Consider the following 12,728-nt stretch of genomic DNA (forward strand, 5'->3'; position numbering starts at 1 on the left):
TTATGTATGGGTTTGAAGCACGGGTCTACAGTTGCCTTCTTTTTTGAAACTGGTATCGGAACCTAGGGATTGAGAAAAAATTCGGCAGGAACAACCCAAAAAGCTCTATCTTAATAGTGATCACTTAGCTATTGGAGGACTCGATCGGTGCACTGCCGCTCTTATCACTTCAGCTATCTCGCAGCTATAAGTATTGTCTTATCGCCCGCACTCAGCCTGCTGGCAATTTCAGACGCTCGGGCTTATGGCCCAATTATAAACGCGAGGCGCGCCCAAGCGATCGATTCCCTACGGGATAGCTTCGCTTCAGGCGCTCAGGCAACTGACCCCAAAACGCAAGCAGACGAACTCTTTGAAACAGGAGTAAAACAGCACCGCGAGGGTTTGTTTCGAGAAGCAATCGAGACTTTTGAGCAAGTTTTGGCAATCCGCAAGCAACTCGGCGACAAAGCCGGAATCGGAGAAACCCTCAACAATATGGGGGAAGCTTATGGCGAAATGGGTTTGAGGCCCAAAGCTTTGGAAGTTCTGCAGCAAGCTTTAGTCATTCACCGAGAAATCAGCGGAGGGCGTCGTATCGCGCGCACTCTCAATCTCATCGGTTTCATTAACCGGATTGGGGACAATTTTTCCGAAGCGATGAAACTGCACCAAGAAGCTTTGGAACTTGCCAAAACTACTGACGACAAAATTGAAATCGGAGAATCCCTCCACAACATCGCGGCCGTGTACGCAGAACAGGCAGATTACGCCAAGGCGATCGAATTTTACCAGCAAGCGCGGACGATTCGCACGGCCGCCGGCGATCGGCGCGATTTAGGCCGTACCCTCAATAACATGGGCGGCGTCTACTACAACATCGGCGACTTTAATAGAGCGATGGAATTTTACCACCAAGCTTTAGCAATTCGCCGGGAAATCGGAGACCGGGCTGGTGTCGGCCGCCTCCTCAACAACATGGCACTTACCTCTCGCAAACTCGGCAAAGATACTCAAGCGCTGATCTATTTTCAGCAAGCAATACCGATGTTAGAAGCAATCGGCGACAAGACAAGTATCGGACGCTTGCTCAACAATATGGGCGCAATTCATGAAAGTCTCGGTCAATATGCTCAAGCTCTCGAATCCTACGAGGGAGCTTTAAAAATTGCTCGTGAGGGCGGTGACCAAGCCGGAGAAAATACAGCGATGGAGGGTATTAAGCGATTGTCTTCCGGTCAGCTTGTACCGCAATAATGACAGTTAAGCGGTTCCGCATCGGGCGTGAAGATTGGAAGCGATCGACTTTGGCGGCGATTGGGCATTCATCTGCAAGTGGTTGTATAATTGGTTGCCAAAAATACATAGCTCAAAAAGAGGAAAAAAGCTTCAGGTGCACTATAATTTGATTAATATCGCGCTCGAAAGATAGCAAGAGTTTCTGTAGTAATTCGTCTGCAATCTCGGCTGCAAAACAATTAATCTAAGCTATGGATATCCGTACTGAAAAACCAGAAGATGTAGAAGCTGTTCGCAACGTCAATATTGCCGCATTCGGACGAGAAAATGAGGCTAACTTAGTCGATCGATTGCGGGGAATTGCATCTACATTTTCCTTCGTTGCGGTACAATCCGATCGCGTTGTCGGACACATTTTCTTCAGTCCGGTTGTCGTCGCAGGAAAATGTTCCAGCAATTTGTCGATTCAGGGGTTGGCACCAGTCGCAGTTCTACCCGAATACCAGCGGCAAGGTATAGGAACGCTGCTGATCCAGCAGGGTTTAAAAGAGTGCGGGCGATCGGGATTTCACGCAGTGGTTGTGCTTGGTCATCCAGATTTTTATCCGCGTTTTGGGTTCATTCCTGCTAGTAGAAAGAATTTGGGATGTGAATATGATGTGCCCGATGAGGCTTTTATGGTGTTGGAGTTAGAAAGTGGAGCCTTGCAGGATTGCAGCGGAACGGTCAAGTATCGATCGGAGTTTAGTCTATGCGAGTGATATTAATTTCGTCCTTCACCGGAATTATTCATCTCTCTCTTGTCTCCCTCTGCGTTCTCTGCGTTCTCTGCGGTTAAATCATTCCGATGCAACCGGAACCGATCTGACGAAGTGGCGGTTTTTATTGTGATGTATAGTAAAAAATTATAAAAATAACATTTAGTAGTCAGACTGGAAAGCGGTTGTGCTGTACTTGCCTTGGTGAACCATAAAACCTGTACAACTATTGCCCAGCCGAGTTATTTAAACGCCCGCTTTTCCCTTCTCCCCTTTGGCACCTTGCAAAGCAAAGATCGGAGTTGGAGCAGATTTCCCCTTCAGAACAACAGATCCCAAAGCCTCGCAAATAAAGTTTAGCTCGATCGACTCACACACCCTTTCACCAATCAAAATTTGGTTTTCCGCCGCCTTGCTCATCAACCGAGCCGCCGTATTCACCGTATCGCCGAGGATATTAAACTCCCTGCGCCCTCGCGGTTCTCCAACCTCAGCAGCAAACACCGGCCCCAGGGACAGCCCAATTTGACAGCTTACTTTTACTTCTTCACCCGCGATAATTACCAGAGGCAAACCTGCAATGATATCTCGGATCGCAATCGCCGCACTAGCGGCGCGGCTGGCGTCATCCGTGTGAGCGTCGGGCACGCCAAAATAAATCAGCATATCCGAACCGTCTAAGTGCGCCGTTACTTTTTGCAACACGCCCCCTTTAGCTGACACTACAGCATCGATCGACGCAAACACCCGAGAATAACTCACTACCAGATTGACTTCTTCCTCCGGCGAAGCTTTCTCCACAGACTCCGGTAAACCTATCAAGTTGACAAACATCACCGTCGGTTCAGGAAAATCCGGCGGTATTTTCCGCCTGTCTGCATTTTCCACCAGCAGTCTCAGGATAGTTTTGGGAATATAACTAGCAAGGGGTTCAAGCCGATTCACAGCTTCCCCGATTTCTTTTACCAAGCCCGCAACGCTGCGATCGAGCAATACCGAACTCGGCATCCGCCGCCCAGTCAAAGTGATATCATACTCTCCGAGTCGATCGTCCGTGAAATCGTCCGCCACCAAAAAATAACCCAGTTTCCCGGGTTCAAAACGGAATTGCTCTCCCACAGACTCTCTGGCAGTTTCAGTCACACACACCCGCCCCACAGTCCCACAACCCTCAGCTTGCTTGGCTTGCTGGACTGAATGCCCCAGCAGTACGTGAGCCATCCGCAGCGGGGTACCGATGTCAGCACTAATATAGCGACCGCAGTGGATGCCCACCCGCATCGTCAAAGACAAAACACCCCGCGCCGTTTCAATATTGGCAAATTCAGCCATCGCCCGCTGCATCCGCAAACCCGCCCGCACCGCCCTCGCTGTATCCTCTTGGTAAACTCCTGACGGAAACTGCACCAGCATCGCATCTCCGGTAAACTCCAGCAAATCTCCGCCCGATTTGCTGACAATTTCAATCATCGAGGCAAAATAGTCGTTAATAACGCCCAGCAGGCTTTCAGCTCCCTTGCGCCCTTGGGCCGCATTCGCTTCCAACAGCGAGGTAAACCCTGCCAAATCCGTGAACAGCAAGGTGCCTGTTTGCCACTGGTAGCGCACCTCGCCCGGGTTGGGCGGAGATTCGGACACGGGTCTGGGCACGTAGTCGTGGAGGATGTAGCGCAGAGTTCGCAGGTGATCGAAAACCCCCATGAGCGTTGCGGGGGACGGATCTACCCACGCAGCAGCGTACAGTTGAGCGGAAAGGAGCGATCGCAGCCGCAGTTCGATCGCGGCTAAGGGAGGATTGTAGGTTAATCTATTAATAATTTCCACCTAGTCTATTCTTAAAAAATAAGGTAAGTTCGATCGCTCTAGAGGCAACACCAATAGCTCGACTTAATACCATTATGATAAGTTTCCAGTGAACCCATACCAACCAAACCCAGAACCCACGAGAGAAACTTCCGAAAGTCACAGCTTGCTAGCTCCCGATTTAATCCGAGCTGCTCGATCGGCCTATGGTATGTATCTGAAAGTGCATTCCGAGCAGATGCAGCGTCCGGCGGGTGTAGTTGTCAGTCAAGGAAGCGATCGAGGTCAGGTAATTTTTGCTTCGCAACCGATTTTATTACCCGGTGAACGTTTTGTTACTTTTGACGAAATTGAATCTCAAATGTATTAATTGGTAATTGGGCATTGGTAATTGGGCATTGGGAATTGCGAATTGCGAGTGGGAAATTGCGAGTGGGAAATTGACAACTAATATTTATGTTTGCTCGAACGCTTGTCAAAAAATAGGTTGGTAGTGAGGACTAAAGCTGACGGAGTGACAACCCCGTAGAAAGCATTCCCTGTAAAGCTTTGGGACGTTTTGTTGTAAAAAAAGATGGGGTCGCGATTGTAAAAAAGCCCCATCTGTTAAATATGTTTCCTTAATTTTACCTTCTCCACCTACAACAACAACTAAAAGCCACCGAATATCTGACTCTAAAGATTTTGGTATATCTGCTTGCTTGCCATAAACAAGTAAGCCTGGAATTGCTAGCTGCTTTAATGCCTTATCCGATTCAATTTGAAAGCCGCAGGCGCAGCTTACAAAGATTTTTCGGCTTTGCTGATTTACGGTATGAAAGACTAAATATGCCAATCATAGAAACCAGTACCAACAAAGCTTCTGGATTTTAAACTTATTTTTTTCATACCCTGATTAATCAAGGCAGATTTGTTAATGCTCAGAAGCTACGCAAACCGACTGTTAGCAGTACGACAAATCACTCAAACTAACGAGGGTAAAAAGACGGCTGGGATAGATAAGGAGGTTATAAACACCCCAGCACAGAGAATGGAATTTGTACGCAAATGGAAGGAAATAAAGCCTAGTCCCACAAGACGGGTAATGATTCCAAAACCAAACGGCAAAAAGCGTCTTCTTGGTATCCCAACCATTAGATATAGAGTCATGAAAACAGTAGTCAAAAATGCACTATTACCTGAATGTGAAGCCATGTTTGAAGGCAATTCCTATGGCTTCATACCTGGTATAAGTTGTCAAGATGCCATCGAAAAATCTTTCATTAGACTACAAAAAGGCAGAGACAACTGGGTTCTAGAAGCTGATATCAAAGGCTTCTTTGACAACATTGCCCATGAAGGCATTCTCGACAGTATCAGTAACTTCCCGCACAGAGAACTGATAAGAGAATGGTTAAAAGCTGGATTCCTGTTCCAAGGGAAAATAAACCTAACAGAACAAGGCACACCACAAGGAGGAGTAAGTGCGCTGCGAAGCGTACAGTGGTAATGCTCAAGGAGAGCGAAAACTACCAAGAGATAGTATCGGGAGCATCTCACCTTTGCAAGTGAGCGAATTTATAGTGTGATATTATAACACTAATCTATTTTTGAAATAAAGCCATGACACCTGAGCAAGAACAAACCATAAATCAGCATATTCAAGCGATCGCCCAAATTCTGTACGAGGATACCCCAAAAGAAAAACTGACAACTCTGGCTGGTATTGAAGAAGCTGTGCGACAACAAATGCTGACTCAAGTTATGCCAAAAGTAGGAGTTTTTTTATCGAATCAACAACAAACACCACTGCCGGACGCACCCGCCTGCTAAAAAGTATTTGGCGTTGCTGAGTTAGAGTATGAATAGGAGGAATAATTTATGCAATGCCCAGAATGTAAATCAACCCATATACGTAAAAAAGGCAAGAAGAAAGGAAAACAGAATCACATTTGTGTCCAATGTGGTCGTCAATTCATTAATCAGTATGAATCCCATCGAGGTGATAACGAGAGCATCAAACGTGATTGCCTAAAAATGTACGTCAATGGTATGGGTTTACGGGCTAGAGAACGAGTTAAGGGAGTTCATCATACCGGGCGTAATAAATTGGGTAAAACAAGTCGGAAAACTGTTACCAGAGGTTTATGACCCTGAAGTCATTCCAGAAGTTGGTGAGCTCGATGAATTACAAACTTATGTAAAAAAAACAGACAAAATCTGGTTGCCGACGGCGGTTGACCACTTTCAACCAGGAATTTTAGGATGGTATTAGGGGATCGTGCGTGCTAAGATATTTGAACCATTATGTAACCAAGTAAGTGCATGGAAATGCTACTTTTATGTAACTGATGGATGGTCTGTATATCCCATGTTTATTCCTGATGAGGCTCAGCTCATCAGTAAGACTTATATGACAATCCTTAGAAGGAGAAAATACAAGACTAAGACATTATTTAACCAGACTACATCGGAAGACTCTTTGTTATTCTAAGTGTGAAAAAATGCTCGAGCATTCTATTAAGTTACTAATACATTACTTGAAATTTCACGATATTCCCACTCCTGGGGCATTCATACCTTGATTCAGCAAGGCCAAATTCCTCACCTCTGCCAACTCCTCTCTCTACCGATTCTTACCCAAAAGAATTTCAGCAACTCCTGCGAGAAAAAACCGAGAATTTTGCAGGGGGCAAATTTGTTTTTTCTGCGATTTCCGACTTTCTGAACTCCCACAGCCGCGGTTATTTCACAATAGTCGGCACTCCCGGCTGCGGCAAAAGTTCCATCCTCGCTCAATATGTCAGGGCCCATCCTCGCAGTATCTATTACAACGCTGCAGTCGATCGCAAAAATCGAGCTGAAGATTTTCTCGCTTCAGTCTGCACTCAACTGATTGACAAATACCTTGCCGCCAATGGGGAAACATCGGAAATTGTCAGGCTCAAATCTCAAATTCAACATCTCGAATCCGATGATGGGAGTTGGTTTCTGTCTTTGTTGCTTCAGCAAATTAGCGATAAATTGGTCGTAGCTTGCGAGACGGCACGTCATCGCCAAAAGTCGATCGTAGTCATTGATTCTGTAGACGCGATCGCCCGCACGAGTCAGCCTCCGAGCTCAAATCTGTTTTACCTGCCGAGATATTTGGGCGATCGTACTTATTTTATCGTCGCCCGCCGGCCGTTTTTGAGAGAGAAATCCGGTTTGTTAATTGAAACGCCCTCTCAAACTCTCGATTTAAGAGATTATCCCGCTCAAAATCGGGAGGATGCCCTGAACTACATTCAGCAATACCGATCGACCGCACCAGATTTAACTCAACCGGAATTGGGCCAACAACTCGCAACTGTCAGCGAAAACAATTTCATGTATCTGAGTCAGATGTTAAGGGCGATCGGCGAGAATTCACGCCCCGATGCTAATCTGGGACAGTCCTCACTTCTCTCTGAACTTCCTCCCGGTTTAGCAGCGTATTATCACAACCACTGGCTGCGGATGACAGGTGATGGCTGATCCGAAGTTGACTTGTCTGTGCTGAATGTTTTAGTACAATCCACAACAGGTTTATCTGTAAGTGCGATATCCAATATAATCGATCGGGATGAATACGATGTTGAAAAAGTGTTAGACAATTGGATCGAGTTCTTAAATAAGCAGGAAATCGGAGGAGAAATTTGCTATAGTTTGTATCATGATAGTTTCCGCGAATGGCTGGGAAAACAATTTATTTTAGAATGATGATGAGGACACGGCAGTGTCCAAGGCGTGTCAACTTAACGTTACACCGATAGTCCGACAGGGGTTGAAACCCCTGCCTCAAAGCTGAAGTCCTCTAAAAGAGGACTAATTAATGAATTATTCATATCATGTCCGATCGAGAGATCGTGATTTTTGTAGGGGCGGGTTCACAAATAATACCTGCCAACAAAGGACAATCTCAAAAACCAGCCCCGACCGGGATATTATGGTTAATCGATCGGATATGATATCAGTCCTCTTTTAGAGGACTTTCGCTATTAGACAGGGAATTCATTCCCTGGCGGGCTGGCGGGTAGGTGGGAGGACTAGCGAACGAAAAGCTTAAGTTGACACGCCTTGGGCATTGCCGTGTCCTGAATGTCGGTAATATCAATTCCGATGCCACCGGTTTTATATTATATCAAAAACAATACAACCATGAAACGAGCAGTATTTCTTGACAGAGATGGCGTTCTCAATATCGAAGTGGGCTACATCCACAAAGTAGAAGATTTGCATTTAATCCCCGGAATAGCCCAAGCTGTACGCCGCTTAAATGACAAAGAAATATTTTGCTGTTTGGTTTCCAATCAATCGGGCCCAGCGAGGGATTATAATCCAATTAGCCACGTAGAAGCTTTGCACAAACGCCTGTGTCAGCTATTAGAAAATGAAGCAGGAGCGAGGTTAGATGCTCTTTATTACTGTCCTTATTTAAGCGCAGCCGAAGGCGGAACCAACCCCGAATTTACGCGGTATTCGACTTGGCGAAAACCAAATACAGGGATGTTGGTAGCGGCGGCTTGGGAATACGATTTGGATTTGCCGAATAGTTTTATGGTCGGGGATAAAGCGACTGATGTTGATATGGCTCACAATGCCGGCTGTACTGGCATTTTGGTGCAGACTGGTTACGGGACAAGCGTGTTGAGCGGTGAGTATCAGCATCATACTAAACCGGATTTTATTACAGCAAATTTAGCGACTGCGGTTGAGTGGATTTTGCAACACTTTGATTAGTGTTTGTAGTGGCATTTAAGTTGTTTCTTGTTGAGTCTTAGAGGAAAGTGCTACGTAAGGAAGGGCGACTGTGAAGGTTGTACCCACGCCCATTTTGCTTTCGCAGGCGATCGCCCCTCCTTGCAATTCCACAGCTTTTTTAACAATTGTTAATCCCAAACCATTACCTTTAATCTTCCCAGTATTCTTGCAGCGGTAAAACATTTCAAATATTTTCCCTACTTCAGTTTCTGGGATACCGATACCTTCGTCTCGGATACGCAGAATTAGTAAGGGAAAGTTAATATTTGTAAATCTGGAATTGGGAAACAAACACTGAGGAGACAAGCAGAAAATAGCTTTTTTTTCTCCTTCGCCTGCTTGACGGTATTCCAATTCCAAGGTGACTTGCCCGCCGTTTGGGGAATATTTGATGGCGTTGACGATTAAGTTAGAAATAATGCCGTGCAGCAATTGCCGATCTAATATTGCACTGGTCACATCTGAAGGGATTAATGTTAGTTTGTGCTTGGCTTCATTTCCTAACTGCAATTGAGCCAGCAAGTCTTGACAAAATTCGACTAAATTTATCGGTAATGGATTGCATTTGAGTTGACCTGCTTCTGCCCTGCCCATGAACAGCATATCGTCGATTAGCTGGTTCATCTTTTGGGTAGCTGAGTGCACCAGCCGCAGGGTTCTAACTTGGGATTCGTCACTGCTGCGAGTTCGATCGAGAAGTTCCGCAGAAATTAAAATCGCGTTGAGGGGATTCCGCAATTCGTGAGCGGCCATTGAAATATACTGGTTTTGGCGGTGCGATTTTTCTTCCACCGACTCTCTGACCGCTTCTGCAGCTTTGAGAGATTCTCGCATCTTGGTTTCGATTTCGTGTCTGTGCAGGGCAATCTCGATCGCCACCCGCAAATCATTTTGTTGAAATGGTTTGATAATATAACCGAATGGGTCTGTAAGTTTCGCTCTTTGCAGCGTTTGATCGTCGGCATACGCTGTTAAAAATACTGTCGGCACATTCCTATTAGTTCGGATTTTCTCGGCTGCTGTTACCCCGTCCATGTCACCTTTCAGCACGATATCCATCAACACTAAATCGGGCGGGTTTTCTATAGCTTTTTGAATTGCTTCTTCTCCTGACGAAACTGTAGCTGTTACTGCATATCCCAGTTTTGTTAATCGACCTGCTATGTCTTGGGCTACAATAACTTCGTCTTCGACAACCAAAATTTGTATAGGGTTCATTTTTCGTTAAATACGCTGCCGATAATTTAACTCTTGGAAAATCAGAGTGTAGCAGGTTCCACGCTGACTGTCAATGGCAATACTCGCCTCTAATTGGTAAGCCAACATTCTGACTAATCGCAATCCTAATGTTTCAGCATTGTCTACGTCGAAACCCGCCGGGAATCCGCTACCATTATCTTGAATAATTAATTGGAGTTGCTGAGAATTAAATTCAGTAAATTCTATGTTAATTTCACCTGTTAAACTTTGGCTAAAAGCATATTTTAAGGAATTAGAAACTACTTCGTTAATAATTAAACCGCAAGGAATTGCTGTTTCTATGTTTAAATAAATTGGATCGAGGTTGAGATTGAATTGGATGGCAGTGTTGCCACAACCAAAAGATTGATACAAATTAGCAACCAAATTTTCGACGTAGAGGGGAAGGTCGATGCGATCGAGATGTTCGGATTGATACAGTTGCTCGTGAATCAGAGCCATTGAATGGATGCGAGTCTGGCTTTCTTCAAATAAAGCTAGCGTCGCTTCATCTTCAATATATTGAGCTTGAAGTTGCAGCAAGCTAGAAATTACCTGCATATTATTTTTGACTCGGTGGTGAATTTCTTTGAGCAATACTTCTTTTTCGCGGAGTGCTGCTTGGATGCGGGCCTCGGTAAATTTGCGATCGCTGATATCTTCGGCAATACCCGCGATGCGGTAAATTTTGCCCGATTCGTCGTAAATGGGAAAAGCTCGATCGCACAGCCAGCGAATTGTGCCGTCTGGCAGAAAAATCCGATATTCGTTACTGGTGGACTCGCCCTGCAACACACGCCCCATTGCCTCTTCCAACAGGAGTTTATCTTCTGGATGCACCCACTCCATCATTTTTAAGGGCTCGGCATACAATTCTTCGCGACTGCGCCCCCAGATTTGTTCGTAAGCTGGACTCAGATACAATAAATCGGTGAATTCCGCAGACATTAGCCAGACGGAATCTTGAATATTTTCTGCTAACTGGCGGAAGCGTTCTTCACTTTCGCGGATGGTTTTTTCTGCCTGTTTGCGTGCGGTAATATCTACTGCAATGCCCACGACACGGTAAACTTTACCAGATTGATTTTTAATCGGAAAAGCCCGATCGCGAATCCAGCGGATTTTGCCGTCCGGCCTGACAATTCGATATTCTATCTCGTTTTCAGACTCAATTTGTCTAGTTAAATTAGCAATAACGCGCTCGCGATCTTCTGGATGGATGGAATCTGTAAAAAAGCGCCCGTAAGCATACAAATCAGCGCAGCTTCTGCCCCAAATCTTTTCGTAAGCCGGACTGATATAAATAATTTCCTGGGGTTGAACGTTTACCATCCAAAACACGCTTTCAATGTTTTCTGCTAGCTGTCGGAACCTTTCTTCGCTTTCTTTGAGTGCTGCTTCTGTTTTTTTGCGATCGCTAATATCTTCTGTCACTACTACATTGTAAATTGCCCCGCTCAGCGGTTCTTGGATGAGCGATACTGTAATATTTACCCAAACTACAGTGCCGTCTTTGTGCAGCAAGCGTTTTTCCATTTTAAAACTGTCAATTTCCCCGGCAAATAATTTCTTGTTTTGTTCTAAATCTGCATCTATATCTTCTGGGTAAGTAACGTCCATCCAAGTTCGCGACAGCAGTTCGCTCGCAGTATATCCCACTATCTCGCAAAATTTTTGATTGACTCGCAAATAGCGGCCTGTTTGGTCAGGGTGGGTAATGCCGACTGCCGCTTGTTCGACGGTTGCCCGAAAGCGTTCTTCGCTATCTCTGAGGGTTGCTTCTGCTTTTTTGCGATCGCTAATATCGCGCTGCACGCCAAAATACCCGATGATTCTGCCGTGGGAGTCGTAAATGCAAATATAGTCGCCTTCCACCCAAACTGGAACCCCGTCAAACTTGCGATGCTCATTTTCGATGTGAATTCTGCCAGCATCAAAAAATTGCTTGATTATCTCTCTGCTACCAGTCAAGTTGTGCGACAAGAAAGAGTAAAGCGTCCGGCCAATAAACTCTTCCCTAGTACCTCCGTATTGAGCTATCAAAGCATCGTTTGCCTTCGTTACCCGCCCGTTAGCAAATACGTAATCCAAAACTTTTTCTTTGTCAACGCTATTGTCCCAGTGCACGGGGTCGTCCAGCATCATAAAGAAAAAGCCATCTAAAGATTGAGAGAAAAACAATTCTAGCTGTTCCTGGCTTTCTCGCAGAGCTTCTTCGGCATGCCAGCGATAGATAATTTCTTCCCGCAATTGAGTGTTGGCTGTTTTTAAGTCTTCAGTGCGCTTTTGATATTTAATTTTTAGCCGATCTTTGATTTCTTGCAGCGCTATTTCTACCTGTTTTTTTTCGGTGATATCTTGAGTAACTACCATGCCGGCAAAAATTTCTTCCCGGTCGTTTTTGACTGGAGCAATTGTTGTTGAATAAACGCGATCGCGGTATTTATATTCAAAAGTATTCTCTTTTCCTGCCAAAGCCGCGCGATATTTAGTCTCAAAAAGTTGCCAATCTTCAGGTGGCGATACTTCCCACAACGTTTTGCCTTCCAACTGTTCTTTGGACAAACCAACTGCTGCCAAACCTTGGCCGTCAACCAGAGTATAGCGCAAATCGCGATCGAACAAAAACACCGACCCATTGGGATAATGTTTGATGAGAGTTCGGTACATTTCCTGGCTTTTTTCCAGAGATGCGATTAACTGAATGCGATTGTCGTCTGTGATATCCAATTCAGTTACGGAACCGGAAAATCCAGCATTCTCGACTGCTTTGAGTTGTGCTGCTAATTTCTGGCACAATTCTCTCTGCTGCTGCAAATCCTCTTCAAGTTGCCGAATTGTTGCTTTTTGCTCTGCTACTAATGCTTCGCAGGTTTCCAGAGGTCGATCGATCTTGGTAGGATCAATACACATAATTGCTCTAGGTTTTGCAGTTGCGGACTTGAGCTT

Annotated in this window: 11 protein-coding genes and 3 pseudogenes; 10 read left to right on the forward strand and 4 right to left on the reverse strand. The window is 45.3% G+C overall.

What is annotated here, in order from left to right:
• Positions 1–147: 147 nt before the first annotated feature.
• On the forward strand, positions 148–1,236 hold the full coding sequence (locus tag OSC7112_RS23750) for a tetratricopeptide repeat protein (RefSeq protein WP_015178287.1): 1,089 nt from the start codon (positions 148–150) through the stop codon (positions 1,234–1,236).
• Positions 1,237–1,469: 233 nt separating this feature from the next.
• Entirely contained in the window at positions 1,470–1,979 is a 510-nt protein-coding gene (locus OSC7112_RS23755) for a GNAT family N-acetyltransferase (protein WP_015178288.1), read from the forward strand.
• 243 nt (positions 1,980–2,222) lie between these two features.
• On the opposite strand, the gene OSC7112_RS23760 is transcribed toward OSC7112_RS23755, so the two are convergent.
• Positions 2,223–3,800 carry an adenylate/guanylate cyclase domain-containing protein gene (locus tag OSC7112_RS23760; RefSeq protein ID WP_015178289.1) on the reverse strand — a complete coding sequence of 526 codons (1,578 nt, stop codon included), beginning with the start codon at positions 3,798–3,800 and terminating at the stop codon, positions 2,223–2,225.
• 88 nt (positions 3,801–3,888) lie between these two features.
• On the opposite strand from OSC7112_RS23760, the gene OSC7112_RS23765 reads away from it, so the two are divergent.
• On the forward strand, positions 3,889–4,149 hold the full coding sequence (locus tag OSC7112_RS23765) for a hypothetical protein (protein WP_015178290.1): 261 nt from the start codon (positions 3,889–3,891) through the stop codon (positions 4,147–4,149).
• 105 nt (positions 4,150–4,254) lie between these two features.
• Here the strand turns inward: OSC7112_RS23765 and OSC7112_RS23770 are convergent, their stop codons facing one another.
• Positions 4,255–4,614 (reverse strand): hypothetical protein, encoded by a 360-nt coding sequence (locus tag OSC7112_RS23770; protein ID WP_041622708.1) that lies wholly within the window; start codon positions 4,612–4,614, stop codon positions 4,255–4,257.
• 81 nt (positions 4,615–4,695) lie between these two features.
• On the opposite strand from OSC7112_RS23770, the pseudogene OSC7112_RS42455 reads away from it, so the two are divergent.
• The 7 genes and pseudogenes from OSC7112_RS42455 to OSC7112_RS23795 all read left to right on the forward strand — a co-directional run.
• Positions 4,696–4,764 (forward strand): annotated as a pseudogene (locus OSC7112_RS42455) (reverse transcriptase N-terminal domain-containing protein); the annotation flags it as partial.
• A gap of 99 nt (positions 4,765–4,863) precedes the next feature.
• Positions 4,864–5,268 carry a reverse transcriptase domain-containing protein gene (locus OSC7112_RS23775; protein WP_223300906.1) on the forward strand — a complete coding sequence of 135 codons (405 nt, stop codon included), beginning with the start codon at positions 4,864–4,866 and terminating at the stop codon, positions 5,266–5,268.
• 113 nt (positions 5,269–5,381) lie between these two features.
• A pseudogene (locus OSC7112_RS23780) lies at positions 5,382–5,599 on the forward strand (ISKra4 family transposase); the annotation flags it as partial.
• Positions 5,600–5,639: 40 nt separating this feature from the next.
• A pseudogene (locus tag OSC7112_RS37250) lies at positions 5,640–6,343 on the forward strand (IS1 family transposase).
• Positions 6,344–6,482: 139 nt separating this feature from the next.
• Complete coding sequence (locus OSC7112_RS37260; protein ID WP_339374333.1) at positions 6,483–7,274, forward strand: AAA family ATPase; 792 nt, start codon at positions 6,483–6,485, stop codon at positions 7,272–7,274.
• A gap of 18 nt (positions 7,275–7,292) precedes the next feature.
• On the forward strand, positions 7,293–7,499 hold the full coding sequence (locus OSC7112_RS37265) for a hypothetical protein (RefSeq protein ID WP_051041545.1): 207 nt from the start codon (positions 7,293–7,295) through the stop codon (positions 7,497–7,499).
• A gap of 438 nt (positions 7,500–7,937) precedes the next feature.
• Positions 7,938–8,519, forward strand: a complete 582-nt coding sequence (locus OSC7112_RS23795) for a D-glycero-alpha-D-manno-heptose-1,7-bisphosphate 7-phosphatase (protein WP_015178292.1) — start codon at positions 7,938–7,940, stop codon at positions 8,517–8,519.
• Positions 8,520–8,534: 15 nt separating this feature from the next.
• Here OSC7112_RS23795 and OSC7112_RS23800 read toward each other — a convergent pair whose 3' ends face one another.
• Together OSC7112_RS23800 and OSC7112_RS23805 are read right to left on the reverse strand one after the other, a co-directional pair.
• On the reverse strand, positions 8,535–9,758 hold the full coding sequence (locus OSC7112_RS23800; protein WP_015178293.1) for a hybrid sensor histidine kinase/response regulator: 1,224 nt from the start codon (positions 9,756–9,758) through the stop codon (positions 8,535–8,537).
• 6 nt (positions 9,759–9,764) lie between these two features.
• Entirely contained in the window at positions 9,765–12,692 is a 2,928-nt protein-coding gene (locus tag OSC7112_RS23805) for a PAS domain S-box protein (protein WP_015178294.1), read from the reverse strand.
• Positions 12,693–12,728: the final 36 nt, after the last annotated feature.

The organism is Oscillatoria nigro-viridis PCC 7112, assembly GCF_000317475.1.
Taxonomy (GTDB): domain Bacteria; phylum Cyanobacteriota; class Cyanobacteriia; order Cyanobacteriales; family Microcoleaceae; genus Microcoleus; species Microcoleus nigroviridis.